This window comes from Thermonema sp., from assembly GCF_026003375.1.
Lineage (GTDB): Bacteria > Bacteroidota > Bacteroidia > Cytophagales > Thermonemataceae > Thermonema > Thermonema rossianum.
On sequence record NZ_BPHD01000002.1, the window covers coordinates 358,872 to 384,851 of the forward strand.

At 49.0% G+C, this 25,980-nt stretch carries 24 protein-coding genes; 16 read left to right on the forward strand and 8 right to left on the reverse strand.

Features of this window, described 5'->3' with window-relative positions; translation table 11 throughout:
• Positions 1–173: 173 nt before the first annotated feature.
• The 3 genes from QVE43_RS06600 to QVE43_RS06610 form a co-directional block, all read right to left on the reverse strand.
• Entirely contained in the window at positions 174–3,443 is a 3,270-nt protein-coding gene (locus QVE43_RS06600) for a carboxypeptidase regulatory-like domain-containing protein (RefSeq protein ID WP_288005358.1), read from the reverse strand.
• 476 nt (positions 3,444–3,919) lie between these two features.
• Positions 3,920–5,944 (reverse strand): NAD-dependent DNA ligase LigA, encoded by a 2,025-nt coding sequence (ligA, locus tag QVE43_RS06605; RefSeq protein WP_288005361.1) that lies wholly within the window; start codon positions 5,942–5,944, stop codon positions 3,920–3,922.
• Positions 5,941–6,177, reverse strand: coding sequence for a cytochrome b5 domain-containing protein (locus QVE43_RS06610; protein ID WP_288005364.1), 237 nt, complete (start codon positions 6,175–6,177; stop codon positions 5,941–5,943). The genes ligA and QVE43_RS06610 overlap by 4 nt, the downstream gene beginning before the upstream one ends.
• Before the next feature lie 286 nt (positions 6,178–6,463).
• Here QVE43_RS06610 and QVE43_RS06615 point away from each other — a divergent pair, with 286 nt between their 5' ends.
• From QVE43_RS06615 to QVE43_RS06660, 10 genes are all read left to right on the forward strand, one after another.
• Entirely contained in the window at positions 6,464–7,267 is an 804-nt protein-coding gene (locus tag QVE43_RS06615) for a prohibitin family protein (RefSeq protein WP_288005367.1), read from the forward strand.
• A 168-nt stretch (positions 7,268–7,435) separates the two neighbouring features.
• Positions 7,436–7,879, forward strand: a complete 444-nt coding sequence (locus QVE43_RS06620; RefSeq protein WP_288005370.1) for a hypothetical protein — start codon at positions 7,436–7,438, stop codon at positions 7,877–7,879.
• A gap of 91 nt (positions 7,880–7,970) precedes the next feature.
• Positions 7,971–9,095 (forward strand): hypothetical protein, encoded by a 1,125-nt coding sequence (locus QVE43_RS06625; RefSeq protein ID WP_288005373.1) that lies wholly within the window; start codon positions 7,971–7,973, stop codon positions 9,093–9,095.
• Positions 9,096–9,114: 19 nt separating this feature from the next.
• Positions 9,115–9,702: a hypothetical protein gene (locus QVE43_RS06630; protein ID WP_288005376.1), complete on the forward strand. Its 588-nt coding sequence runs from the start codon at positions 9,115–9,117 to the stop codon at positions 9,700–9,702.
• A 5-nt stretch (positions 9,703–9,707) separates the two neighbouring features.
• Entirely contained in the window at positions 9,708–9,983 is a 276-nt protein-coding gene (locus QVE43_RS06635) for an acylphosphatase (RefSeq protein WP_038028678.1), read from the forward strand.
• A 91-nt stretch (positions 9,984–10,074) separates the two neighbouring features.
• A complete protein-coding gene (locus QVE43_RS06640; protein WP_288005379.1) occupies positions 10,075–12,078 on the forward strand; it encodes an ankyrin repeat domain-containing protein in 2,004 nt (667 codons plus the stop codon).
• A gap of 128 nt (positions 12,079–12,206) precedes the next feature.
• A complete protein-coding gene (radA, locus tag QVE43_RS06645) occupies positions 12,207–13,574 on the forward strand; it encodes a DNA repair protein RadA (protein WP_288005382.1) in 1,368 nt (455 codons plus the stop codon).
• Between the two features lie 52 nt (positions 13,575–13,626).
• Positions 13,627–14,079, forward strand: a complete 453-nt coding sequence (locus tag QVE43_RS06650; protein ID WP_288005385.1) for a hypothetical protein — start codon at positions 13,627–13,629, stop codon at positions 14,077–14,079.
• A 270-nt stretch (positions 14,080–14,349) separates the two neighbouring features.
• A complete protein-coding gene (locus QVE43_RS06655; protein ID WP_038028671.1) occupies positions 14,350–14,577 on the forward strand; it encodes a hypothetical protein in 228 nt (75 codons plus the stop codon).
• Between the two features lie 4 nt (positions 14,578–14,581).
• Entirely contained in the window at positions 14,582–15,688 is a 1,107-nt protein-coding gene (locus tag QVE43_RS06660) for an AMP-binding protein (RefSeq protein ID WP_288005388.1), read from the forward strand.
• Here QVE43_RS06660 and QVE43_RS06665 read toward each other — a convergent pair.
• Positions 15,630–17,081, reverse strand: a complete 1,452-nt coding sequence (locus tag QVE43_RS06665; RefSeq protein ID WP_288005391.1) for a sodium:solute symporter — start codon at positions 17,079–17,081, stop codon at positions 15,630–15,632. The genes QVE43_RS06660 and QVE43_RS06665 overlap by 59 nt on opposite strands.
• Positions 17,082–17,200: 119 nt before the next feature.
• On the opposite strand from QVE43_RS06665, the gene QVE43_RS06670 reads away from it, so the two are divergent.
• The 4 genes from QVE43_RS06670 to QVE43_RS06685 all read left to right on the forward strand — a co-directional run bounded on the left by QVE43_RS06670 (position 17,201) and on the right by QVE43_RS06685 (position 19,348).
• A complete protein-coding gene (locus tag QVE43_RS06670) occupies positions 17,201–17,488 on the forward strand; it encodes an ATP-dependent Clp protease adaptor ClpS (protein WP_038028664.1) in 288 nt (95 codons plus the stop codon).
• Between the two features lie 93 nt (positions 17,489–17,581).
• On the forward strand, positions 17,582–18,181 hold the full coding sequence (recR, locus tag QVE43_RS06675) for a recombination mediator RecR (RefSeq protein WP_288005394.1): 600 nt from the start codon (positions 17,582–17,584) through the stop codon (positions 18,179–18,181).
• Between the two features lie 13 nt (positions 18,182–18,194).
• Positions 18,195–18,536, forward strand: coding sequence for an MGMT family protein (locus tag QVE43_RS06680; RefSeq protein WP_288005395.1), 342 nt, complete (start codon positions 18,195–18,197; stop codon positions 18,534–18,536).
• 182 nt (positions 18,537–18,718) lie between these two features.
• Positions 18,719–19,348 (forward strand): porin family protein, encoded by a 630-nt coding sequence (locus QVE43_RS06685; protein WP_288005397.1) that lies wholly within the window; start codon positions 18,719–18,721, stop codon positions 19,346–19,348.
• A gap of 280 nt (positions 19,349–19,628) precedes the next feature.
• On the opposite strand, the gene QVE43_RS06690 is transcribed toward QVE43_RS06685, so the two are convergent.
• The 3 genes from QVE43_RS06690 to QVE43_RS06700 form a co-directional block, all read right to left on the reverse strand.
• The gene (locus QVE43_RS06690; protein ID WP_288005399.1) at positions 19,629–20,930 is read right to left on the reverse strand and encodes an aminopeptidase P family protein; all 1,302 of its coding nucleotides are present in this window, start codon (positions 20,928–20,930) and stop codon (positions 19,629–19,631) included.
• 63 nt (positions 20,931–20,993) lie between these two features.
• On the reverse strand, positions 20,994–21,524 hold the full coding sequence (locus tag QVE43_RS06695) for an NADH-quinone oxidoreductase subunit C (protein WP_288005402.1): 531 nt from the start codon (positions 21,522–21,524) through the stop codon (positions 20,994–20,996).
• A gap of 4 nt (positions 21,525–21,528) precedes the next feature.
• The gene (locus QVE43_RS06700) at positions 21,529–22,170 is read right to left on the reverse strand and encodes a DUF1684 domain-containing protein (protein WP_288005405.1); all 642 of its coding nucleotides are present in this window, start codon (positions 22,168–22,170) and stop codon (positions 21,529–21,531) included.
• A 78-nt stretch (positions 22,171–22,248) separates the two neighbouring features.
• On the opposite strand from QVE43_RS06700, the gene QVE43_RS06705 reads away from it, so the two are divergent.
• Positions 22,249–23,058: a 2OG-Fe(II) oxygenase gene (locus QVE43_RS06705; protein ID WP_288005407.1), complete on the forward strand. Its 810-nt coding sequence runs from the start codon at positions 22,249–22,251 to the stop codon at positions 23,056–23,058.
• Between the two features lie 42 nt (positions 23,059–23,100).
• Complete coding sequence (ffh, locus tag QVE43_RS06710; RefSeq protein ID WP_288005410.1) at positions 23,101–24,462, forward strand: signal recognition particle protein; 1,362 nt, start codon at positions 23,101–23,103, stop codon at positions 24,460–24,462.
• A 97-nt stretch (positions 24,463–24,559) separates the two neighbouring features.
• Here ffh and eno read toward each other — a convergent pair whose 3' ends face one another.
• Entirely contained in the window at positions 24,560–25,837 is a 1,278-nt protein-coding gene (gene eno / locus QVE43_RS06715; protein ID WP_288005413.1) for a phosphopyruvate hydratase, read from the reverse strand.
• Between the last annotated feature and the right edge of the window lie 143 nt (positions 25,838–25,980).

Sequence of the window (25,980 nt, forward strand, 5' to 3'; positions counted from 1 at the left end):
TAAAAAGAAAAAGCCCGAAAAGCCAAGACGACTTAACGGGCACTTGTGGCATAGAAGTTGATATACAATAAGATAGCCGTAGTTTCTGTTTGTTTATGTTGTTTAATTGTTACCGAAAAAACCTACCCCTTTGGGGTAGGCTTTTTTCTTTTCTGTCTATTGAGACGGTTTTTTTATTGGAAGATATAACGGATACCCAGTTGGGCTTGCCAACGTGAGCTGTTAATACCGCTATCATCAATGGTAGCAAAATCTTTTACTTTCTTGGTGTTCACATCGAAAGTAAACTGCGGGGTCACGCCGTCAGACTCATAGCCTGCGAAGTTGATAACACGGTAGCGTGAGATGAAGTATCTTCTACCCCAGTTTTTGTTCAACAAGTTGGTAAAGTTGAACACATCGAAGGTGATTTGCAGGCGGTTTTCTTTGCCGTTGTTCAACTTCAATTTGAACTCCTGCATCAACTTCAGGTCCACAATGTGAGTGAAAGGCGTGCGGCCGGCATTGCGAGGTGCAATCTCACCACGGTATTTGCGCAAGTAAGGATCATCTTCAATGAACTTGTTGAGAGCTTCCCACTGCTGTGCAGCCGTGATGGTGTTGCCATTGCCATCTACGTAGTCAACCAAGTTGATTTCGCTGGCATCGCGCGGCACGTAAATCAAGTGATATTGGCTACGCTCTGTACCACCTGATTGGTCGTTGCCACCAATGGCACCGTTGTAGGTGTAAGAGAAGCGGTCGCCCGATTGCCCGTTGTAGAAGAGCGAAATCATTGTAGAGGCATACTTGCTGTATTCGAAGCGATAGGCTACGTAGGCGTTAATACGCGAACCGAGGTCGAAATCAGAGAAACCAAGGTCAAGGTTGTTCTTGTCGGTCGATTCCACACGGCGCCAGTTCGAAGAGTTTTGCGAAGACAAGCCGTCATGCAAAGACATGGCGCGCCCAAAGGTATAAGACAGGCCGGCAGTCCAGTTGTTTGAGAAAGGACGGCTCAACGAAGCGGTCAAGTTGTAGGTGTAACCTTCGTTGGTGTTGTCTGCCCAAATCACACGGTCATAAGCGGGGTCCACTTTCTGGCCGTTGTAGATGGGGCGGTTGTCACCATAAGGTGTATTCAAGAAGCGGGTAGGCTTCTGAATGTTCAGGTTGCGGTAATACACGTAGTTGATATTTTTGGTATAGATACCCTCTACGGTGGCTACCCAGCCCATCGGCAGTTTGTAATCCACTGCCAAGCTGGTGCGGAACACCTGCGGGAATTTAAAGTCATTGGTAAACAGGTCTATCTGGCTGGGTGAAGAACCTGCACCGGCAATGTCACTGCCTACGTAATTTTTGGGATTGGGGTTGAAAGGCAAGGGCTGTCCATTCGATGCCAAAACAGGGTTCGAAGCATTGATGGTTGCCAGATATACACCGTTGTTGGTGTAAGCACCACCGGGCCATACGAAAGGAATACGACCGGTAAAGATACCTGCTCCACCACGGATTTGCAGGGTTTGATCGCCTTTCACGTCGTAGTTGAAACCTACTTTGGGCGAGAACATCACCACACCGGAAGGCATGTTGCCGCTCTTGGCACCCTTCAGGTCGCCCCACTCGGCTTCGAGCAAAGGTAAGGTATTTTGGTTGAAGTTTTCGTTGGCTTCGGGCTTATCCAAGAAGAAAGGAATGTCGATACGCAAGCCACCGGTGATTTTCAAGCGGTTGTTTACTTGGAATTCGTCTTGTGCATACCAGCCGGTTTGCAATACGCGGAACTGGGCAGCTACATCTTTGGCAGCATCGCCTTGCGCCGCATCGATACCGGGCTTCAGCACATAGGTACGGGTATAGAACGAAGGACCGGCATCGTTCAAGAAGTCATTTAAGCTGTTGTAGGTGTAGGCACCAAAGTTCTGGCGAATAAACAAGTTATAGATATTGTAATATTCGTTGTGAGTTCCCAAAGTGATGGTATGGCGGCCTTTGTAAATAGAGAAGTTGTTGGTGAAGGTGAGTATATCCTGATTCAGTTCGTTGCCTATTGAGAACTGCTCTGAACCGAAGTTGATTTCGCCATTGCCGTCAATGATGGTCACGAAGGGGAAGGGATTGCCCGTATAGCCACGGTCGTCGCGTACTGCGGTATAACCGAGGATCATCTTATTGGCAGTGTTGTTGCCATTATAGGACCACTCCAGAGCAGTAGAATTGGTAGTGCTGGGGAAGAATTCGGCAGTATTGAAGAAGTTAATTGCTTGCGAAGTACTGCGGTTGGCTTCCAACTCTTCGGCATAAGAGTAGCTGTGACGCAGCGACAACTGATGCTTTTTGTTGATATTCCAGTTCAACTTCACGAACAACTTATTGCCGTTTTGCTCACGAGTGTTGTCGCGGTAGTCACCGGGGTCATAACCATACTGGGTAATGAGGTATTGACGCAGGTTGTCTAAGTCTTGCTGGGTAGCGTTCCCCTGATAGTTTTGGTCGAAAGGTTGCGGAATGCGGTCGCGCTGAATTTCGCCGTTGATGAAGAAAAAGAGTTTGTTTTTCACAATAGGACCGCCTACACGGAAACCGTAAGTTTGTGAGGTAAAGTCATTCAATTTGGTGCGCTCGGCATCGGGATCGTCGGTGGGTGTCAAGCCGGCAAGCTCTTGGTTGCGGAAGAAGTAGTAAGCCGAACCTTCTACGTTGTTGGTACCGCTACGGGTTACGGCGTTGATACCACCACCGGTGAAACCACCAATGGTCACATCATAGGGCGAGAGCGACACGCTCAACTGCTCAATAGCGTCCGGGCTGATGGGCTGGATACCGGTTTGCCCACCGTTGGTACCACTACCCGACAAGCCAAAGACGTCGTTGTTTACGGCACCATCTATAAAGATAGAGTTGAAACGGTTGTTTTGACCGGCAAAGGAAATGGCAGGACCGTCGTTAGTTTCCAGTACAGAGGATTGAGGCGTAAAGCGCAAATAGTCGGTCAGGTTACGCGAGGCTGTAGGTGCCACATAGTTGATGATGGTTTCATCTACCACGGTTTTCGCGCCGGTGCGGTTGCCGTCGAAGAGGTCATCTTTTTTGGCAGTCACCTCAACGGCAGCCAGCTCGTACTCTTCGGTTTGCAGGCGGGCATCGATACGGAAGGTTTGCCCCAGCTGCAAGTAGATATTCTCCAAGGTAAAGGTTTTGTAGCCTACAAAAGAGATTTCCACTTTATAGGGACCACCCACGTTCATGTTGCGGATGTTGAAAATACCGTTTTCATTGGTCACGGCACCATACTCAGTACCGGTAGGCTCGTGAATAGCCAATACCACGGCGCCCGGAAGGGGCTGTTTGTTTTCATCGACTACCTGCCCGTTCATAGAGGCAGTAGTTACCCCCTGGGCGGCTGCAGTGAGCATCCCTCCCAGCAGGAATACCAAAATTGATAGATACCAGTTTTTCATGATAAAAACTCCATTTTGTTTGGCGCAAAGTTATCATTATCAAAGCAGTTCAATGTTAAGACATTATTAACAATAGCAGAGTTGTTCATATTTTTTAGTTTTTTTATTACTCCCTCCTTTGAAAGCAAGCGCTTACACGGAAAGTTGTTTGGCCAAGCTCTGCTCATTGCCAAAAAAGAAGTTATAAAAATTGAAGAACAGCTCCATATCTTTCTTTTTACCTCAAACAAGGCAGTATCTTAGTTTGTCTTCTCTTAAAATCCACCTCATACATAACGCATTAACTATCAATCAAAAAGTAATTAAAAACAATAAAAAAAGCATCTTTTTTGGGGCTTAAGTCGATAAAAAATTACATAATTGACACACTAAGACCACCCGTTTTTTCTCATCAAGCAAAAAGCAGCAGACTTTTTTAAGTGCTGCTGCTCTTCTTTTTGCTGTCCCGTCAAACAGGCGGTATAGCATGAACAGGGTCAGGCTTGACACATTGCCAACAGCTCGTCTTCCGTAATGACTTTAATGCCCAGCTTTTCTGCTTTTTCCAGCTTGGAAGCTCCGGGCGCCTCCCCCACTACCAAAAAGTCGGTTTTGGAAGACACCGAAGACTTCACCACCCCGCCATGCCGTTCAATAAAATCTTTTATCTCATCGCGGGAAAAATGGCGAAATGTGCCGGACACAACAAAAGAAGCACCGTTCAAAACATGGCTTTGTGCCCGCTCTTCTTTCGGCATTTCAAGCTGCACCCCGGCCCGTCGCAGGCGCTCTATCAACTGCATGTTTTTTTCGTCTTCAAAAAAGGCACAGATGCTGTCGGCAATGACCTCGCCTATTTCCGGCACCTGCATCAGCTCTTCTTTGCCGGCACGCCGCAAATCGTCGATAGAAGGAAAATGTTTTGCCAGCACTTTGGCGACCGTTTCGCCCACATGCCGGATGCCCAAAGCATACAATACGCGCGGATAGGGCACCTGCTTGGACTTTTCAATGGCATTGAGCAGGTTTTGAGTAGAACGCTCTTTGAAGCCCTCCAACTGCAGGATTTGCTCTGCTTTCAAATCGTATAGATCGGCGATATCCCGCACCAGGCCTTTTTCGTAGAGCAAAGCAATGATGCGCTCGCCCAGCCCTTCGATGTTCATTGCACGCCGATAGGCAAAGTGCTCAATGCGCCCTTTAATTTGCGGGGGGCACCCCCAAGTATTCGGGCAAACATAAGCAGCTTCTTGCGGCTCACGCTTCAAAGGCGTGCCACATTCAGGACAGTTTTTGGGGAAATGCACCGGGCGTGCCCCTGCCGGGCGCCTGCTTGCATCCACACCGGTAATTTGCGGAATGATTTCTCCGCTTTTTTCCACACGCACCCAGTCGCCATAGTGCAAATCCAGCTTTTTAATGTAGTCTTCATTGTGTAGCGAAGCCCGCTGCACCGTAGTGCCCGACAGCTGCACCGGACGCAAGACAGCCACGGGCGTAACGGCTCCCGTACGTCCCACTTGAAACACCACATCTTCCAATACGGTCAATGCCTCTTCCGGCTTGTACTTATAGGCAATAGCCCAGCGTGGACTTTTGGCGGTGGTGCCCAGCTGCTCCTGCCAGTCATAGCGGTTTACTTTTATTACGATGCCATCGATTTCAAAGGGCAAGTCATGGCGTTTTGCCTCCCACTCTTGCACATAGGCCAACACTTCTTCTATATTATTGCACAGGCGGGCGTGGGGCGACACCGGCAACTGCCAGCGTTCGAGCTGTTGCAGTGCTTCCCAATGACTGGACACTATTCTTGGCTCTGTCAGCAGAAAATAGGTATAGCAACTCAAGCGCCGGCGGGCTACTTCTTTGGGGTCTTGTAATTTCAAAGTGCCGGCAGCCGTGTTGCGCGGGTTGGCAAACAGAGGTTCCCCATCCATAGCCCGCTGCTCGTTTAGCTTTTGAAACTGCGCTTTGGTCAACACCACTTCGCCGCGCACTTCCACATAAGCGGGCAAGGGTTCCCGGCTCTCGATACGCAAGGGAATGGAAGCAATGGTTTTGATATTGGGCGTTACGTCTTCTCCTTCCACACCATTGCCCCGGGTAACACCCCGCTGCAAAATACCGGTACTATCATAAATCAAGCTGATAGATACCCCGTCTATCTTCAGCTCGCATACATATTCTATAGGCTCGGAGGCAGTCAATCCCAAGAAACGGCGGATGCGCTGCTCGAACTCCCGCAGTTCGCCCTCCGAGTAAGTGTTATCGAGCGAAAGCATGGGATAACGGTGGCGCACCGTAGGAAATTCTTTAGTAAGGTCTGATCCTACGCGGCGGGTGGGCGAGTCGGGCAATGCCAAGTCGGGAAAGGCTTCCTCCAGGCGGCGCAGTTCGTCCATCAGTTGGTCGAACTCGTAGTCGGAAATTTCCGACACACTGTCCACATAATAGCGTTTGTTATAGTAATTGATGCGCTCAACAAGCTCTTGTATGCGCTTTTTGGCAGCTTCTTTATTCATGACTGTTTGAGTTTACCTACTACCGGAAATTTTTCAAATACGCCTGCCGTATGGGGGGCATCGTGGTCCAGCTCTTCTGTCAGGTCTTGCCCTGCCCAATGTTCATAATGTTTGCCATTGCGCCACAAACGCGAAGCCGATACGTCGTAAATCACACCACGATAGGCTACCCATATTTCGGCTTTGTCTTGTCCGTTGCGCAGGGCAAGCTGTGCACGAGTATATTCTTTCATACAATACTATTGACATTGAACGGCAGTCCGTAAAGTTGCAAAAAAGGCATGTATTTTTCGCCTGACAGAGGTTTGAGCATCGCTATTTTTTGCCTGCGCAGTTTATGCTTTTGATTCGTACAAGCCTCACTGCCAACATCAACAGCTGCTAAAAGCATATTTTTCCCAAAAACACATGTAAATGAACAGACAGGGCAAGGGAAAAACCCAAAAATTTACTAACTTCCAACAGGCATCATGCACAAAAACAAAAATACTCATTTGTAAAACCAAACAATAGAAAAGTATGAAATCGAAAACCGTCATTACCATTTTTGTAGGTGTCGTTATAGGCCTTGTGATTTTGGGCATGATTTCCAACACCTTTGTGCAAATCGAATCAGGCACCGTAGGGGTAGTCAAAAAACTGGGTGCCGTGCAAGAAGAAGTCCTTCAAGAGGGACTTCACTTTGTCAATCCCTTTATTACCGATGTGGTCATCATGGATGCAAGAGTGCAAAAATATGAGGTGGACGCCACGGCTTCTTCCAAAGACTTGCAACCCATAACCGCCCGCGTGGCAGTAAACTTTTACATAGACAAAGAAGCGGCATCAACCATTTACCGAGAGTTGGGGCTGGGTTATTTAAGCACCATTATCGACCCTACCATTCAAGAGTCCATGAAATCGGCTACTTCGCGCTATACCGCCGAAGAACTTATCACCAAGCGCCCGGAGATAAAGCAGGTAGCCTTTGACTATGTGCGCGAGCGTCTGGGCAAAAACCATATCATTGTTACCGACTTTTCTATCATCGACTTTGCCTTCTCGCCCGATTTTACGCGTGCCATTGAGCAAAAGCAAATCGCCGAACAAGAAGCATTGGCAGAGAAAAACCGCCTGGAGCGTGTCAAAATGCAGGCGCAACAGGAAATAGAACGTGCCCGTGCCCAAGCCGAAGCTCAACGCTTACTGCAGCAGTCTATTGACGATAAGGTGCTTACGCTGCGTTTTCTTGAAAAATGGAACGGCGAATTGCCCATCGTCATGGGCAGCAGCGACGGTGCCTTTCTCGATGTTACCCAATTTGCCCGCACACGGCGTAAATAACCCCTTACACGGCGGCAGTTTTTTTCCGCTTTTTTTCTTGCCCGGATAAGCAACATAATTCCACGCCTGTTCGTAAGCTAAACACAACAAAACAGGCTTTTTCCTTTGCTTTTTTAAAGGGAAAAGTTATTTTTGGAAGGAATCACCCACCTTTAAAACAGCACCCATATGAAAAATGTATTTACCCTTGCCTTCTTGCTGGTCTTTCTAAACGTTTTTGCCGTTTGTGCACAGCAAAAAGCCCAAAGCTACGAAGACCCTTCACCGCTGAGCAGCGCTTTGGTAGAAGAGCAAACAACGGCTCCGGTGGCAGATGTGCGTACGGCACCCGCCCATATTCAAAAAGAAGCACCGGCAGTGAAAGCCCCCGAATCCGTGCAGTTGACAGAAAAACAACAAAAGCGTTTTGAGCGCATTCAAAAGAAACTGGAAAAGAAGGTCAACAAGAAAGCTGACAAAGCCAAGAAAGCATACATGAACAACTATGTGCTCATCGGCATCATACTGATGGCTGTGGGCTTGATTCTGGCACTCTTGCCGGTAGTAGGCATCATAGGCATTATTCTTTTGATTGTAGGCTTGGTATTCCTTATTTTAGGCTTGGTTGGCTAAGGTCCATAGTTTTTTTCTATAAATTTCTAAATTTAGGGGCTGTAAGCAGCCCCTTTTTTATTGCATACAAGCAGCCTAAACCTATCGAAGAATGAAAACATATGCCGTTTTTTCCGCCTTACTGGCAGTGTGTCTGTGCAGCTGCGGTGATAGCCGCCACCATACACAGAACACCACGCAGCAGCAAGAGAGCCGCTCAACAGCATCGCATGACAGCTTGCGTTATCCACAAGAACACCACCTTTGCAATGTCCGGCAACTCACCTTTGGTGGTAACAATGCAGAAGCCTATTTCAGCTTCGACGGGCAAAAGATAGTTTTTCAGTCCGACTATGCAGCCTGGGGCGTCAACTGCGACCAAATCTTTTATTTCGACCTGCAGCAGGGCAATATGAAAGCTCACATGCCCCGGCGCATCAGCAATAACCTCGGGCGCACGACCTGCTCCTATTTCCTGCCCGGCGACAGCCTCATTGTTTTTGCCTCCACTTTTGAGGCCGACAGTGCCTGTCCTCCGCCCCCGCCACGCCTCAAAGGTAAATATGTATGGCCCGTTTATGACAGCTACGATATTTACGTTGCCGACCTGCAAGGCAACATAGTGAAGAAACTCACCAATACACCCGGCTATGATGCAGAAGCCACCGTTTCGCCCCGTGGCGATAAAATTGTGTTTACTTCCATGCGTTCGGGCGACTTGGAACTGTGGGTCATGGATATCGACGGCAGTAACCCCAAGCAAATCACCCACGAGCCGGGCTATGACGGGGGCGCCTTCTTCTCGCCCGACGGCAGCAAGATTGTGTTCCGGGCTTCGCGCCCCAAGACAGAGGCCGAAATGAAAGAATACAAAGAGCTGTTGGCACAAGGGCTGGTGCAACCTACTGAAATGGAAATATTTGTTTGCGATGCCGATGGCAGCAACCTGCAGCAGGTTACGCATTTGGGCAAAGCCAACTGGGCGCCTTTCTTTCATCCTTCGGGCAAAAAAATCATATTCAGCTCCAATCATGCCTACCCGCAAAGCTTCCGTTTCAACCTCTACATGATCAACCTTGACGGCAGCGGATTGGAACAAATCACCTACGACAGTGTGTTTGATGCCTTCCCTATGTTTTCGCCCGACGGCAAAAAACTGATTTTCAGCTCTAATCGCAACAATCAAGGCACCCGCGACACCAATTTGTTTATTGCAGATTGGGTAGAAAATAACTAACCAAAAAAGCAATCGTGTTATGAAAAAATTGTATCCGCTTTTAGCAAGCCTGGTAGCAGGCCTCATACTATGGCAATGCAAGGAAAGCAAAAAGCAAGAAATGCCGCCCGTGCCGGTCAAGCAACAAGGCTATTACGAAGTGGCACTGGGCGATACTGTTTACAAGGACAGCTTGCTGCACTCCGACAGCCGCTTTCAGTATCCGTACAATGGCAAGTTTCCGCTCGTAACGGCCATCATTGTGGACTCGCTGGCTCCTTACCATCGCATTATTGCCAACTTTTTTGTAAAAGACACGACCCGTTACCTGACCGACACCGTATTCCATTTACGCAAAGAGCAATTCATGGATACGCTCAAGCCGCAAAGCTTTTTAGTCTTTATCTTTCATGGCACCGGCTACTACTCTTTTCTTGACAACTTAGCCTTGCAAGAAGGAAGCATTCATGTAAAAGAGCTGGGCAAAGGGCGCTTACAGGCTACCTTCGAAGGTACTGCCTATACCCTGCGCGACAGCCTTTATCAAAATGGGAAAAAAGTGAAAGGGCGTATTTGGTTTGAAACTCCACATATCGTGTATAAAGACATGGGACCAAAAGAACAATAAACAGCATGCAAAAAGCCTGTAAAATAAGAGTCTATGGCCGGGTGCAGGGGGTGTGGTTCCGGGCCTACACCCAACGCAAAGCCGAAGAACTGGGTATCAAAGGGTTCGTACGCAACGAAGCAGACGGTAGTGTGTACATAGAAGCCGAAGGCGAAGAGCAAGCCTTACAAGCATTCATTGAGTGGTGCCACGAAGGATCGCCTTTGGCAAAAGTAGAACGTGTGGAAATAGAACCCTTGGAACCGCCCCCCGGCTATCAAGAGTTTGCTATTCGTCGCTAAACCGGCAGAAGTTCTCTGTTTTTTAGCCGTTTCCCTTTCACAAATGCCATCGTTTTTTTAAATTTAAAAAGAACGATGGCTTACTTTTTCTATGGCAAACCTGACTGCTCAACAACAACTTTTTTTGGACTACTGCCTGAATGGGCAAGTTGCCGAGGCCGAAGCCCTGCTGAAGGCAGGCGTTCCGCCCAACACACGCGACAACCTCGGACGCACGGCTTTGATGCTCGCCTGCATGCAAGGCGATACGCCGGAGCTGGTTGCCCTTCTGCTGGAATACGGTGCCAACCCGGCACTCATAGACCAAGAAGGGCGCACCGCCATCGATTATGCAACACAAGCACAGGCGCAGGAAAGCCTGCGTTTGCTCCAAGGCTACCCAAAAAAGCCGGTCCCTTCTGCCAACCCATTGCCAACCAATGAAAACACTTCAAGCATGGATAAAAACAACGTTGCAAAAGCCCCCTCAACCGAAGTACTCGAAGCCATTTTACAAGTATGCGACGAACTGAAAGGCTTACACCCCGAAGTAAACCCTTTCATTTATTTCAAAAAGGCGTCGGTGTACTTGCAGATGGGCAGGCGCCACGAAGCGCAAAAGCTTCTGCACATCACCTTCGAGACCTTCAAAGAAGCCTATGGCGACGCTACCCAAGCCGCGCATTGGCGCAAGGAAGTCAAAGAACTGTACATGCAAATCATACGCCTCAAAGCCAGCTTGCAGGCCGAAGCCATTTATGAAAATATGTGGCTTTACAACGAAGCTTATCACCTGGCCGAAGAGCCGGAGCTTCGTTTCGAAATGCGGGAAAAAAGAGATGAGCTATACCGGCGCTTTGTAAACGGTGCCCTCCGCTTGAATGACAAAAAAGCCGCTTTCCTTACCGATGACCTTCCGCTTGAAGAACCGGAAATCGTTTTACCTCTTATAGAAGGCGCTACCGGCATCTTTCGCTTTCTGCACGAAGCCCCGCAAAAAGGGAATCTTTACTTGTTGCACCCCTATCGCCGCCACGTTGCCTATCCGTTCAAGCATGCTTACGGTGCCTTGCTTGAAGACAAAGTCAATGAGCTGGTGCGTATCCTGCAACATTTGGGCGCTCAAAAAATTGAAATCTTCCATGAAACCCTGCCCCCCGACCCGGCTGCCGACAGCGACCGCCCGGCCGACTTCTTGTATGAACTGCATCCCACCCAGCGCCCACACATTCCTTCTGACGTGGTGTGGTACCCCTACGAAACAGAATGGCAACGTATGGTCAAACAACGAATGCAGGGGGCGATTTTCTCTGCCGAGTTTGTGTGCAGCATAGAAACTCTTCCCACTTTGAGCGACGAAGAACTGGATGCAATAGACAAAGACCTCGCAATGCTCATGCAAGAACAAGAACATGCAAGCAAACGCAAAAAAGGCAAGCGAAGCAGTAAGGCGTCCATACCCAAAGCCGAAATACATCGTCCTGCCCTGCAATATCGCATCCGCGTACACTTTAGCCCACTCGATGCCCTCACCGCCGACATAAAAATGGAAGAGATACCCACCATCGATGTGCAGCTGTTGCGCCAAGGGCAACTCACGCCCCCCGATGTGACCACCTCTTTCAAAGAAGAAAGAAAAGAGACGGCTTCTCCCACGCCTGTCTCCGGCAAAGACACCCGTGTTGAGCCCATTGTGCCCAAAGAAGACAATGAGAGTGCTCCCGCCCCCCCGGTAAAAACGGTAGAAGAGAAAGCAGAAGAACCCCTTGTGCCGCCGCCCATTCGTCGCGACCGCCCCGAAGTGGAAGATGTGCTCGCTCAAAAAAAGGCAAAAGCAAAAGAAAACGGCGACAAAAAAGACGCAGCAGGCTCCAATAATAAGAACAACAACGCCCAACCAACAGAAGAAACGCAGACACACCCCGGCAATTTTATTCAGAGCCTGACACAGGAAGAAAAATTCTACTTTGAAATGCTGCAACACGCCTATCAAGACGGCGAAATATCGGCAGATATTCGAAAAGTGCTGGACCGCCGGCGCGAACGCCTGCAAATCTCCTTAGAGCGGGCACAAGAGCTGGAAGAAGTAGTAAAAAAATATTACAGCCCTCAATAAAGCTTTGTGCATGCCCTGCACTTGTGTGCCCTTTGCTTTTGGCAAAGGGCTTTTTTCAATGCCTGCCTAATAATTTTGCTTATCTTCGTTTCATGTATCATGTGCAAACCTAAGCCTTGTAGAGCATCGTGGCAAAACCCAAAACCCAATACTTCTGTCAGAACTGCGGACATGCCTCACCTAAGTGGATGGGGCGTTGCCCTTCATGTGGCGAATGGAACACTTTTGTGGAAGAGATTACCACAACCACTCAAGAAAAAAACGAATGGCGCCAAAGCAGCAGCAAGCAAATAGCCAACAAGGCTCGCAAGCTGCAAGAAATAAGCTATGAATCCCGCCGGCGCATAGAAGTGGCCGACCGGGAACTGAGCCGGGTACTGGGCGGCGGCATCGTTCCGGGCTCATTGGTGCTTATAGGCGGCGAACCGGGCATAGGCAAGTCAACGCTCATGCTGCAATTGGCGCTTTCGCTTGCGCAGCTCAAAGTACTGTACGTTTCGGGCGAAGAAAGCGAACAGCAGATAAAAATGCGGGCAGAACGCTTGGCTGTACATAGTGATCGGTGTTTTATTTTGGCAGAAACATCTACTCAAAACATATTCAAGCAAATAGAAGCCATAGAGCCCGATTTGGTCATTATTGACTCCATACAAACCCTGCATTCGGCATTGCTCGATTCGGCAGCAGGCAGCGTGTCACAAGTGCGCCAATGCACCGCCGAAGTAATGAAGTTTGCCAAGGAAAGCAATACGCCTGTGTTCTTGGTGGGGCATATCACCAAAGAAGGCAGCCTGGCGGGTCCTAAGGTGCTGGAGCACATGGTCGATACGGTGCTTCAGTTCGAAGGCGACCGCCACATGACCTACCGCATTCTGCGCACCATCAAAAACCGCTTTGGCTCCACCTCCGAACTGGGCATTTATGAGATGCGTGCCGACGGCTTGCGCGAAGTAAGCAACCCCTCCGAAATACTGCTCTCACAGCGCGAAGAAGAGCTGAGCGGCGTAGCCATCGGCTCCACCATAGAAGGGAACCGCCCCTTGTTGGTAGAAGTGCAATCGCTGGTGAGTCACGCCACCTATGGCACCCCCCAACGCAGCAGCACCGGCTTCGATGCCAAACGTATGAACATGTTGTTGGCAGTGCTTGAAAAACGGGCCGGTTTTCGTCTGGGCGACCAAGATGTGTTTTTGAACATAGCCGGCGGCCTGCGCGTAGAAGACCCCGCCATTGATTTGGCAGTATGTTGCTCCATAGCTTCTTCTTACGAAGAAATTGTATTGCCCCCCACCATTTGTTTTGCCGGCGAAGTGGGCCTGGGGGGCGAAGTGCGTGCGGTAGCCAAAATAGAGCAGCGTATTGCAGAAGCCGAAAAACTGGGCTTTCGCACCATCGTTACTTCCAAGTACAACCTCAAGGGGCTCGATTTGAAAAAATTCAATATAGAAATCCGTGGCGTGGCTCAATTGGATGAAGTGTTCCGTGCTTTGTTTTAAACTTGGTCTATTTTTTGCCCTTTGAAAATCCGGTACACCAAAAAGCAAAATTATGAATACCAAGTTGTTTTTATTGTTCACCGTCACCTTGCTCCTTGTCTTATGGGCAGGTGCTCATGCACAGTCCCGGAAGGTACAAGAGAAATGGCTTTGCCAACGATGGATCTACGAGCCTTCTTTATCGCAAGCCCCTGCTTCGCTCTTGGAAAAAGAAGCACTCGACAAATCGGATACCGAACTGCAGCTTGAAAGTGAGTTAAGCCAAAAGCATGTAGAGCATTTCGATTTTGCCACATTGCAGTTTAAACACTCCGGCAAACTTCGCTACCGCAACCAAGGCGATATAGAACGTGACGGACGGTGGCGCCTCAGCGGCGATGGACGCACCCTCTTTATGGAGCTCGACGGAAAAACATACCGCTACCGGGTAGTGGCACTTACGCCTTCCCAACTGGTTATCAGCCATGAAGACGGCAGCCGGTGGGTGTTCGCACCAGAGAAATAGTGAAACCAATGTTACAAGTGTAAAGTCTTTTTGCACATTTTTTGCGCCCTGCCGTTGGTCGTTTGTCTGCTTCCGTTCGTCCCTTAAAAAATTTGGTCCATCGGCAGGGCGGCTTATGCTGCTACTACCCACATTTGTTCCTGCGTTTTTGGCGAATGTCTATGCCTGTCAATCTTACATTGCCCGCCGGGCGGACAGGGTACACAGAGCCCTAACCTTTTGTTATTTAGAGGAACAAAAAGATGAAAACTGCTATAACTTTTGAGAATCATGAAAAAGCTTGCTGAACTTCCCCCCGTTCCTTTCACCGTGCGCATGCATGACTTGCGCAACCTGGAAGAATTCGGTGTAACCCCCAATCAGCTGTACACCGTAGTGAAAGTACTGGAGGTCAATGGGCAAGTAGTAGGGTACCGCCTGTTGGAAATTCCTCTTGCCGAAGATGAGGTATTCAATGCCAGCAGGTTTTATATTTACGCCATAGCCAATCCCAACTAACCCCATGACTACGGAAGGAGGCTTACATATCCGTCATCATTTTATTCCGTTCGCGGCTTGCCGGCACCTGTCTTCCCTTCCCGGCGATCTGGATGATTACGAACGACAAGCCATCCATTTTTGCCATCACTGGCTGAAGGGCACCGCCCATTTTACTTTTCACACTTCGGGCTCTACGGGCACCCCCAAGCGCATAAAGCTCTCCCGCCGGCTCATGGCATGGAGTGCCCGCAATACACTTCAATATTTCGGACTACAAAAAGGCGATAGCCTCCTGGTCAATATGAATATTGCATTTGTGGGCGGTGCCATGATGCTGGTGCGCGCCATGGAAGGGCAGCTGCATGCCTATGTGCAAGCCCCTTCGCGCTTGCCCTTGAGTGAAATTCCCGGCAAGCAGTTCGACTTTTACGCTTTTGTGCCCATGCAGCTGCAAAGCATGTTGCACGAAGCCCCCCGGCTGCTTGCCTCTTTAAAACAAGCCAAAGGCATATTGATTGGCGGTGCACCGCTTTCGAAGCATTTGGAAAAGCAGCTATTGCCTCTACAAGCCCGCATGGTTCAAACGTATGGCATGACTGAAACAGCCTCGCACGTGGCTTTGCGTCCTTTGGGAAAGCCTCTGTACGAAGCCATGCCCGGGGTGCATTTCAGCTGCGACAAACGGCAATGCCTGGTGGTGCATACGCCGCACCTCCCCCCTTTGGTTACCAATGACCGCGTCCGCCTACACGATGCTACCCACTTCGAGTGGCTCGGGCGCATCGACAATGTCATCAACAGCGGGGGCATCAAAATACAAATAGAACAGGTAGAAGAAGCCACCGCCCGCCTGCTGGAAGAGATGAGTATCCGGTGCCCTTTCTTCGCGACGGGCATTCCCGACCCGCTCTTAGGTCAAAAACTTGTACTGGTGTTCCCGGAAAAAAGCTTGCCCAAAGCTGCCGAAGAACAATTGCTACAAGCCCTGCGGCAGCGCATGGAGCACTACAAAGCGCCCAAAGCCGTGCTTTATCAAGCATATATTCCACGGAGCCCTTCCGGCAAAATACTCAGACAGCTGCTCGACGACTCGCCATCCACAGACCCACAAAACAAAGCAGACCATTAAGCAACAACAACTCATAGCCAAACTGGTATCCGTTGAACCAGCGTTCGCCGTTTTCGGCAATGCCCCAAGTGATAAAAGGCGCGGCAATGGCAATCCACGGCACCAGCTTGTCGTTGGTACGGCGGCGGGTAAGCAAACCGAAAGCATACATTCCCAAGAGTGGTCCATAGGTGTAGCCGGCCGCTTTGAATATAGCGCTTATTACACTTTCGTCGTTCAGGCGGTGGAAAACCATAATCACCAACCAAAGCAAAGCCGTAATGCCTATGTGTACACGACGGCGCAGACGCTCCTGTTTGTCCTTGTCTTTTATTTTTTCAAAATCGAGTATGTCTATACAAAAAGAAGTAGTGAGGGCAGTCAAAGCCGAATCGGCACTTGAATAAGCCGCTGCCGTAATACCCAACAAAAAAAAGAGGGCTGCCGTCCAATGAAAATGATTAAACGCTAAAGTCGGATACAACATGTCTGACTTGGCAGGCATAGGCAACCCGTGCGTTTCGGCATACACATACAGCAGCAAGCCCAATGTCAAAAAAAGCCAATTGACCGGCAACAGTATCCAGCTAAAAGTAATCATGTTTTTTTGCGCGTCACGCAATGTGCGGCAACTCAAGTTTTTCTGCATCATGTCTTGGTCCAAACCGGTCATGACAATGGCTATGAAAGCCCCGGCAATGAACTGCTTCCAGAAAAATTTGCCGTCTTTCCAATCATCCCAAAAAAAGACCTGACTGCGCGCATCTTTCGACAAGCGTTCACTTAGCTCTGTCCAACTCCATCCCAAGTCTTCCTTAATAAACCAAATGGTAAATACCACTGCCAGAAGCATGAAGGTAGTCTGCAGGGTGTCAGTCCACACGATGGTTTTGATGCCGCCCCGTGCCGTGTAAAGCCAAATGAGAAGCAAGCTTACCAGCGTGGTCAAGCCAAACGAAAGCCCCCACTGCCGGAAAATGCCTACATGCAAAACCAAGGCAACCAAGTAGAGGCGGAATGCCGCGCCTATAGTACGTGATAAAAGGAAGAAAGCCGCCCCTGTTTTATAAGCCCGCTCTCCGATACGCTCCTGCAGGTAACTGTAAATAGACACCAAATTGAGGCGGTAATACAGCGGCAAAAGCACAAAAGCAATCACGGCATAGCCCAGCAAATAGCCCAGCACCATTTGAAAGTAGGAGAATGCCGAAGTACCCACCCAGCCGGGCACCGACACAAAAGTAACGCCTGACAGCGAAGCCCCTATCATGCCAAAAGCCACCACATACCAAGGCGACTGCCGGCGTGCCACAAAAAAATCGTAGCTGTCGGCTTGCTTGCCTGTCAGATAACCAATAAGCATCAAAACACCAAAATACAGTAGTAAAACCAGTAAAATCCAGTGTGCACTCATAAAAAGCTTGTTTTTGCAGGGACTAAACTAATAAAAATACGCACTTTTGTGTTTCCATATAAAAAGCTTGCATATATGGCCGGCTTTTTTTACATTTGACTAACAAAAACACATTGAATATGAGTAGCTTAACCAAAGAAACACCCGCCGTATTTGAAGAGCTGGACACAGTTATTGTAGAAGAAGAGGTGCACGATTTGGTCGTTTTCAATGATGATGTAAACACTTTTGACCATGTTATTCAGACCCTCATTGAGGTGTGTAAACACACACCCGAGCAAGCAGAACAGTGTACGTGGATTATTCACTTCAAAGGCAAATGCTCGGTAAAGAAAGGCAGTTGGGACGAACTGGTGCCCATGCGGCAAGCCATTTGCGACCGGGGCATTCAAGCCGAAGTGGTATAACCACGCCGCTGCCGGTTTTATTCTGCAAAAGCTTGGCTGAACCCTTCCGTTCAACCAAGCTTTTATATTTTTGTATGCCAAAGACATTGCCTTATGCATTACTCTTCGAAGCTTATAGAACGTGCAGTGGAGGAAATAGCCAAGCTGCCGGGCATAGGAAAAAAATCGGCCTTGCGCATCGTTTTGCATTTGCTCAAACAAGAACCCCGGCAAACCCATCAGCTGGCAGAAGCGCTGCTTCAACTGCGCGACCATATTCAATATTGTAAAGAGTGCCATAACATTGCCGACGAAGCAATATGCAGCCTGTGCAGCGACCCGCGGCGCCACCGCGAAACCATCTGCGTAGTGGAGCATTTCAAAGACATTGCCGCCATCGAGCGCACCGGCCATTATCAAGGCTTGTATCATGTGTTGGGCGGCTTGATTTCGCCTATTGATGGCGTCGGTCCACAAGATATTCACATAGAAAGCCTGCTACAGCGTGTACAGAAGCATAAGGTAAAAGAAGTCATACTGGCACTCAGCTCTACCATGGAAGGAGACACTACCGCTTTTTATCTGACCAAGCGTCTCAAAGAACTGCAGGTAAAAGTAACGGCCTTGGCACGTGGCGTGCCCATAGGCAGCGAACTGGAATTTACCGATGAACTCACCTTGGCACGCAGCCTGCTCGGGCGCGTGGAGTTTTAAACTACACTGCACAATGAAACAGCACGAAAAACATTCATTTTTCAACGATGTGTATGCGGTGGTCCGGTGCATCCCACGTGGCCGTGTAAGTACCTACGGCGCCATTGCCCACTATTTGGGACTGCGTTCGGGAGCGCGCATGGTAGGCTGGGCACTCAACCACGCCGCAGCTCTGCCGGACATACCTGCCCACCGGGTAGTCAACCGCCGTGGGGAGCTCACCGGAAAGCGCTATTTTGGCAGCCCTGACCGTATGGCAGAACTATTGCGCCAAGAAGGCATTCAAGTAGAAAACGACCGCGTGCAAAATTTCGACATGTTTTTTTGGGACCCAAGCCGGGAGCTAAGCCTATAAGCCGTTTTTTTAAAATTTAATTTCGCAAAATAAAGGTAGTACAAACGACTCTACTGCGCAGTAAAATCCACACTCAAAAGCCTTCCTCAGCCCTTGCAGTTTGGCACACACTTTGTAATGATACTACATGCGTTCGTTAATGAGCGTCAGTTTTAATGTTTCACTTAAAACTCATCAGAACTATGAAAAAGTTATTGTTGACACTCGCAGCCGGAGCCTTGTTCTTTGGCGCACAAGCACAAATCTCTATCATGCCCAAAGCCGGCGTTTCATTGGCTAGCGTTGCAAGTAAGTCTGCCGGTGAGTCAAGCACTTCTGACATGAAAACCGGCTTTGCCTTTGGTGTAGCTGCTCCTATCAGTGTATCTGAGCAGTTTTCCGTACAACCCGAGTTGCTTTACATCCAGAAAGGTGGTGAAGAAAAGAACAATGGACTCACAACCTCTGCCACCATCAACTACTTGGAAATCCCTGTGATGGCACGTGCTCATTTCGGCGGCTTCTATGTAGGTGCCGGTCCTTACTTGGGTATTGCTTTGGGTGGCAAAGCAAAAATTGATGACGGCAGCGCCTCAATCGAAGCAGACCTGAACATTGGTACAGACGAAGCAGAAGATGACGTAAAACCCACTGATTTCGGTTTGTATTTCGGCTTGGGTTACGGCTTCGAAGTAGGTTCAGGCAAGTTAGTGCTGGACGCCCGCTATGGCTTGGGCTTGTCTAACACACTGCCCGGTGGCGACAGCGACAACTTCAATAAGAACCGCAACATTGCCATCACCGTAGGTTATGCTATTCCTTTGGGTCAATAATCCCTCAGGAAATTAAGACCTGACTATACGAAAGCTGCCTCCAATGAGGCAGCTTTTTTTGTTGTAGAAAACAATATACTTGCTTGGTAGTACTACTCAATGAGAGATGCCGGGAAAAACACCGGTTATCATTCCGAACCTCACGCAGCTTGTCATCTCGAACGAGCAAAAGAGTCCGGAAGTGTAAAACCTCATCTACTTTTAGCTTAGATTTTCTTTTCAAGAACAAAAAAAGCGGCACTTTTGGATTGTGCCGCTTTCCTCCGGTGTTTATCAGGTTTTATGCCTTCACCGAAGCGTTCATCAATTCTTCTATTTCCTCGGCTTCTATAGGGATGTCAGCCATCAGGTCAAGTAAGCCGTTTCCGGTAATGACCACATCGTTTTCCAAACGAATGCCAAGCCCTTCTTCACGGATATAGATGCCCGGTTCACAGGTAAATACCATACCCGCTTCAAACTTGCGGTATTTGTCGCCCACATCGTGCACGTCCAAGCCCAGGTGGTGCGAGGTACCATGCATGAAGTACTTTTTGTAAGCAGGCCAATCGGGGTTTTGGTTTTTCACTTCGTCCATGGTCAACAAGCCCAAATCCACGAGCTCTTTGGTCATCAATTCGCCCACGGCGGCATGGTACTCATCCAAGGTGTTGCCGGGGCGCAGCATATCCATAGCCCCGCGCATCACGCGCAATACTGCGTCATATACTTGACGTTGGCGGGGCGTAAAGCGTCCATTCACCGGAATAGTGCGGGTCATATCGGAGGCATAGTTGGCATACTCTGCCCCCACGTCCATCAGCAACAGGTCGCCATCTTGGCACACTTGGTCGTTGTCTATGTAGTGCAACACGCAGGCATTGGCCCCCGAAGCAATAATGGGCGTATAAGCAAAGCCACGCGAGCCGCGGCGCAGAAACTCATGCGCATATTCGGCTTCGATTTCATATTCCTTTACGCCCGGCTTCACGAACTGAAGCACGCGCCGGAAACCGGCTTCCGTAATTTTGCAAGCCTTCTGTATCAGGGCAATTTCAATATCGGATTTAATAGCCCGCAAGTCACGCATGATAGGCGCCAAGCGGCGATAGCTATGCAAGGGATAGCGTTCTTTGCACCATTTAATGAAACGGGCATCACGGGTTTCCACTACTACTTCTGCCCGCGGATGTTCGTTGGTATTCAAATACAAATGCTCGGCATCGCCCATCAGGGTGTTGAACACCTTTTCGAACTCCGAAGTCCACATGACCGTGCGGATACCGGAAACTTCGGTAGCCTCTTCTTTGGTGAGCTTATGCCCTTCCCAAATGGCTATATGCTCGTTGGTTTCACGCACAAACAAAATTTCACGGTATTTTTCTTCCTTGGCATCCGGATATAACAACAAAACGGTCTCTTCTTGATCCACACCGGTCAGATAGAACAAGTCTGTATTCTGCTTGAAGGGCATGGTGCCGTCGGCACTGGTAGGCATAATATCGTTGGAGTTGAAAACAGCTATGGAATTGGGAAGCAGGCGATCCGCCAAACGACGGCGGTTCTCTATGAACAGCCGGTTGTCAATGCGTTCGTATCTCATAACAGACAGGTATTTGGTTTGAAAAGAACAAAGTACAAATTTTTGATGGTCTTCGGTAAAAAATCAAGCTTGAAATGGGTCTTCCGGCGGGTTTTCTGCCTTCACCGTAATGCCATGATAAGTTTCTTGCGCTTGATAGTCTTTGCGCAGCGGATGCCCTTGCCAGTCGGCAGGCAACAAGATGCGACGCAAGTCGGGATGCCCCGTAAAGCGAATGCCCAACAGGTCGTAAATTTCACGTTCGTGCCAGTCGGCTGTGCGCCATATATCGCTGACCGTGGGCATCTCCGGTAGTGGCTCGCCCTCGCGGTTGCGTGCTACTTCTACCTTTACCACCAAAGCGTGTTCATAGGGAATGGAAAAAAGATGATAAAGCACTTCCATGCTGCCGGCTGCCGGTCCGTTGTCGATGCCCGTGATGCAAGCCAAATAATCGAAATACAGGTCTTTGTGCTCATAGAGCAAGCGGGCAACCGTAGGCAGGCGCACCGGTGCCACTTTTATGTAGGGCTGTATTGCCTCTTCGTTGACTTCTTCCAGATAGTCATCGCCCAACAAATGGCGAATCAAAGCAACTATATCGCGAAATAACATATCCTCAGGGCTTTGAAGTACTGCTGCTGTCAGCTGTTACGAATTTCTTTTCGCCTGCCAAGATAGCAAAATCCAGATGGTTCTGCTTCGGAGGAATGGGACAACTATAATCGGGACTATAGGCACAATAGGGATTGTAAGCAAAGTTGAAATCCAATATCAAAGTGTTGCCTTTGGGCTTTTCCACGTCCAGATAACGCCCGCCTTCATAGGTTTCTTTGCCATTCGAAGCATCTTTAAAAGGCAAAAACCAATAGCCGGCATTGTCTTCTTTTTCAAATAATAAAAGCTGATACTCTTTGCCTTCATACTCAAAAAAAGCATAGGCTACCGAGCGCAAGCGGTCGAAGGTGCTATCGGTCATCTGCACCAAAAAATCGGCTTCGTTTTCATCTACGGGAACCCAACGGGCTTTGATACGGTACTGCACATTGGGTGGAAAATAATTCAAGTGAGAAAAAGCTTCTCTGTTTTCTATGGGCGAGTCGTCGCGGTATTTGAAGGCTTCGTCTTTTTCACGACGAAACTTCTCTATCTTTTGCATTACGTCCTCTTCTTTACGCCGGTCTATGAGCGAATAGGCAAGAATGGCTATCAGAATAAGCAGCACCCCAAAAAAGAAAAGACGGTTTTGCTTTTGCTTCATGGCTCAGTGTTTTGTATTTCAACTGTTAATAGAAAAACGTATTTTTGCACCAAAGCTATTGAAAAATAAGACATAAATATGAATCCACAAGCCGGTATTTCGCTTTTCAACCCTCGTCTGTTTGAAGAAGCTACCATTGCACAACTCCAAAATGAGTTCAACACAGCACGGCCTTACCGCCATGTTGTTATAGATAACTTTCTGCAAACCGACTTTGCAGAAAAGCTATACGAACACTTTCCGCCTACGAAGGTGCTGCGCAAGCATTATGACGGCATCAATGAACGCAAAGCCGAAGGCGCCAATTTCGAAGACTTTCACCCGGACTTCAGCCGCCTGCGCGATGCCCTTATGTCGCCGGAGTTCTATGCTTGGGTCAGCCGTGTCACCGGCATTCAAGATGTATTCATCACCAATGACCACTTGGGCGTGGGCTTGCACGAAGGAGATAACGGAAGCTTCTTGGACGTACACATAGATTTCAACATACACCCGGAAAAAGACGTACATCGTCGTCTGAACCTGCTCATTTACATGAACCGGCATTGGGAACCTCATTATGGAGGCGATTTGGAGCTGTGGAACGCCGACGTGACCGAGTGTGTAAAGAAAGTACCGCCGGCTTTTAACCGTGCCGTCATATTTGAAACCAGCGAAATCTCGTATCACGGTTACTCCCGCATACAAGTGCCCGAGGGCATGTCGCGCAAATCGGTGTATGCCTACTTCTACACCACCGAGCGCGAAGACGCCGCCCCCTATCACGACACCATCTTCAAGGCGCGCCCGGAAGATAGCACCGTAAAGAAGGTGGTAACCCCCATCAAAGAGCGCCTCAAAAACGGCATTAAAGCGGCACTTAAAAAGGTAGGCATTGTATTAAAGTAGAAAAAGAACCATCAAAGGATAGTTTGTAAACCGGAAAACTCTATGTTTGAAAATTTAAGTGAGAAGTTAGAAGGTGCCATACGCACGCTCAAGGGCTCCAATCGCATTACGGAAGTAAACGTAGCCAATACAATTAAAGAGATACGCCGCGCCCTTTTGGATGCCGACGTAAACTACAAGGTAGCCAAGGAAGTTACCGATAAAATCAAAGAGAAAGCCTTAGGGCAAAAAATACAAATTGCCGTAGAGCCCGGTCAGATGCTCGTCAAAATCGTATATGACGAGCTGACACAGCTCATGGGGGGCACCAAGCAGGACATCAAACTGGATGGTAACCCTGCCATCGTGCTGATGGCCGGCTTGCAAGGTTCAGGGAAAACAACCTTCTCTGCCAAGCTTGCCAACTACTTAAAGAAACAGAACAAACGCATTTTGTTGGTTGCCTGCGACGTGTACCGCCCGGCTGCCATAGAACAGCTCAAGACACTGGGCGAACAATTGGGCATTGAGGTGTACAGCGAGCCGGAAAACAAAAACCCGGTAGAGATAGCCCAACATGCCGTAGAATATGCCAAGCAAAACAAATATCAGGTGGTGATTGTCGATACGGCCGGCCGCTTGGCAGTCGATGAAGAGATGATGGACGAAATCAGCCGCCTGAAAGAAACGCTGCAGCCTTCCGAAACACTCTTCGTGGTGGACGCCATGACCGGTCAGGATGCCGTCAATACAGCCAAGGCGTTCTATGATCGCATTCAATATGACGGCGTGGTGCTCACCAAACTCGACGGGGATGCGCGCGGTGGGGCTGCCCTCTCGATTCGTGCCGTCGTGGACCGCCCCATTAAGTTCATAGGTACGGGCGAGAAAGTCAATGACCTGGATGTATTCCACCCGGACCGTATGGCAAGCCGCATCCTGGGCATGGGCGATGTGGTGTCGTTGGTAGAGCGTGCCCAGCAGATTTTCGATGAAAAAGAAGCCGAGCGCATCAACAAAAAGCTGCGTCAGAACCAATTCGACTTTCAGGATTTCTACTCTCAAATACAGCAAATCAAAAAGATGGGCAACGTCAAAGATTTGCTGGGCATGTTGCCGGGCGTAGGAAAAATGGTCAAAGACCTCGACATAGACGACGATGCTTTCGTGCCTATAGAAGCCATCATACAGTCTATGACCCCGCAAGAGCGAGAAAATCCTGCCCTTCTGCTGACACACCGCACCGCTGCCAGCCGTAAACAACGGATTGCCAAAGGTAGCGGGCGCAGCATACAGGAAGTCAATAATTTGCTCAAGCAGTTCGAGCAAATGCAAAAAATGATAAAGAAGATGAACCAGATGGAAAGCGGCGGCGGTGGGCGCCTCAGCCGCATGCTCAAGCGCAACAAGAAGAAAAGAAGATAAGAACCAAACAGCCTGCGGGCACCCGCAGGCTGTTTAAAAGAAAAAGCACTTACATATCAAGAAAGCTGCTTTTGCTTGGGCAAAAACAGCTTTTACATTAGAAGTTCAAGCCGGGATAGTAAGCAGCCTCGCCGAGTTCTTCTTCAATGCGTAACAATTGGTTGTACTTAGCCATGCGGTCCGAACGCGATGCCGAGCCTGTCTTGATTTGCCCGGTATTTAAAGCTACAGCCAAATCTGCAATGGTACTGTCTTCGGTTTCTCCCGAACGATGCGACATCACGTTTTTATAACGATGGCGCTTTGCCAATTCAATGGTATCGATGGTTTCAGTAAGTGTGCCTATTTGATTCACTTTAATCAATACGGCATTGGCTACCTGCTTGTCTATACCCTCACGCACACGCTCCACATTGGTCACAAACAAATCATCGCCCACCAACTGCACTTTGTCGCCGATGGCTGCTGTCAGGCTTTGCCAGCCATCCCAATCGTCTTCAGCCATACCGTCTTCAATCGAAAGAATCGGGTACTTCTTCACCCACTCTTGCCAGAAATTCACCATATCGGCAGAAGTCAGTTCGTCGCCGGTCGATTTTTTCAAACGATAAACCTGCTTCTCTTCGTCGAACAGCTCGGAGCTGGCGGCATCCAGCGCAATGAAAATATCTTCACCGGGACGATAGCCGGCTTTTTCTATGGCTTGCAATACCACTTCAATAGCTTCTACATTTGACTTCAGGTTGGGCGCAAAGCCGCCTTCATCCCCCACGTTGGTAGAAAGCCCTTTGTCTTTCAGCACCTTTTTCAAGTGGTGGAACACCTCTGTGCCCATACGCAAAGCCTCGCTAAACGAAGACGCATTCACCGGCATAATCATAAACTCCTGAAAGTCGATGCCGTTGTCGGCATGCGCCCCTCCGTTCAGAATATTCATCATGGGCACCGGCAAGGTAGCCGCGTGCACGCCACCTACGTAACGGTAAAGCGGAAGTTGAAGGGCCGCTGCTGCCGCTTTGGCTACTGCCAGCGAAACGCCCAAAATGGCGTTGGCGCCCAGCTTCGACTTATTGGGTGTACCATCCAGCTCCAGAAGCAAGTGGTCTATCATCTTTTGCTCATACACCGACACCCCAATCAACTCGGGCGCAATGATTTCGTTGACATTCTCCACAGCCTTAAGCACGCCTTTGCCTAAATAGCGTGTGTTGTCGCCATCGCGCAATTCTACTGCTTCATACTTGCCGGTAGAAGCCCCTGACGGCACTGCTGCACGGCCTATGAAGCCATCTTCGGTGATGACATCTACCTCAACCGTGGGATTGCCACGGGAGTCCAATATCTGACGGGCGTGTACGTGATCTATAAAACTCATTGTTCATCAATTTTTTGCTGCCAAAAATAGAAATATTCCCGCATTCAACAAGAAGATAGCGAGGCTTGCCTGCCAATAAAGTTTGCGTATATTTGCAGTTGTTGTCAGGAACAAAAGAATCCATTTTTCAAAATTCGAAAAAG

Excerpts from the sequence above, each read along its gene's own strand:
- QVE43_RS06695 (WP_288005402.1), bottom strand. The coding sequence starts at position 21,524 with ATGTTATTTCGCGATATAGTTGCTTTGATTCGCCATTTGTTGGGCGAT.
- QVE43_RS06600 (WP_288005358.1), bottom strand. The coding sequence starts at position 3,443 with ATGAAAAACTGGTATCTATCAATTTTGGTATTCCTGCTGGGAGGGATG.
- QVE43_RS06640 (WP_288005379.1), top strand. The coding sequence starts at position 10,075 with ATGGCAAACCTGACTGCTCAACAACAACTTTTTTTGGACTACTGCCTG.
- ligA (WP_288005361.1), bottom strand. The coding sequence starts at position 5,944 with ATGAATAAAGAAGCTGCCAAAAAGCGCATACAAGAGCTTGTTGAGCGC.
- QVE43_RS06625 (WP_288005373.1), top strand. The coding sequence starts at position 7,971 with ATGAAAACATATGCCGTTTTTTCCGCCTTACTGGCAGTGTGTCTGTGC.
- QVE43_RS06610 (WP_288005364.1), bottom strand. The coding sequence starts at position 6,177 with ATGAAAGAATATACTCGTGCACAGCTTGCCCTGCGCAACGGACAAGAC.
- QVE43_RS06665 (WP_288005391.1), bottom strand. The coding sequence starts at position 17,081 with ATGAGTGCACACTGGATTTTACTGGTTTTACTACTGTATTTTGGTGTT.
- recR (WP_288005394.1), top strand. The coding sequence starts at position 17,582 with ATGCATTACTCTTCGAAGCTTATAGAACGTGCAGTGGAGGAAATAGCC.
- QVE43_RS06700 (WP_288005405.1), bottom strand. The coding sequence starts at position 22,170 with ATGAAGCAAAAGCAAAACCGTCTTTTCTTTTTTGGGGTGCTGCTTATT.
- QVE43_RS06670 (WP_038028664.1), top strand. The coding sequence starts at position 17,201 with ATGAGTAGCTTAACCAAAGAAACACCCGCCGTATTTGAAGAGCTGGAC.
- QVE43_RS06655 (WP_038028671.1), top strand. The coding sequence starts at position 14,350 with ATGAAAAAGCTTGCTGAACTTCCCCCCGTTCCTTTCACCGTGCGCATG.
- QVE43_RS06635 (WP_038028678.1), top strand. The coding sequence starts at position 9,708 with ATGCAAAAAGCCTGTAAAATAAGAGTCTATGGCCGGGTGCAGGGGGTG.
- QVE43_RS06660 (WP_288005388.1), top strand. The coding sequence starts at position 14,582 with ATGACTACGGAAGGAGGCTTACATATCCGTCATCATTTTATTCCGTTC.
- eno (WP_288005413.1), bottom strand. The coding sequence starts at position 25,837 with ATGAGTTTTATAGATCACGTACACGCCCGTCAGATATTGGACTCCCGT.
- QVE43_RS06680 (WP_288005395.1), top strand. The coding sequence starts at position 18,195 with ATGAAACAGCACGAAAAACATTCATTTTTCAACGATGTGTATGCGGTG.
- QVE43_RS06615 (WP_288005367.1), top strand. The coding sequence starts at position 6,464 with ATGAAATCGAAAACCGTCATTACCATTTTTGTAGGTGTCGTTATAGGC.
- ffh (WP_288005410.1), top strand. The coding sequence starts at position 23,101 with ATGTTTGAAAATTTAAGTGAGAAGTTAGAAGGTGCCATACGCACGCTC.
- QVE43_RS06685 (WP_288005397.1), top strand. The coding sequence starts at position 18,719 with ATGAAAAAGTTATTGTTGACACTCGCAGCCGGAGCCTTGTTCTTTGGC.
- QVE43_RS06650 (WP_288005385.1), top strand. The coding sequence starts at position 13,627 with ATGAATACCAAGTTGTTTTTATTGTTCACCGTCACCTTGCTCCTTGTC.
- QVE43_RS06630 (WP_288005376.1), top strand. The coding sequence starts at position 9,115 with ATGAAAAAATTGTATCCGCTTTTAGCAAGCCTGGTAGCAGGCCTCATA.
- QVE43_RS06620 (WP_288005370.1), top strand. The coding sequence starts at position 7,436 with ATGAAAAATGTATTTACCCTTGCCTTCTTGCTGGTCTTTCTAAACGTT.
- QVE43_RS06690 (WP_288005399.1), bottom strand. The coding sequence starts at position 20,930 with ATGAGATACGAACGCATTGACAACCGGCTGTTCATAGAGAACCGCCGT.
- QVE43_RS06705 (WP_288005407.1), top strand. The coding sequence starts at position 22,249 with ATGAATCCACAAGCCGGTATTTCGCTTTTCAACCCTCGTCTGTTTGAA.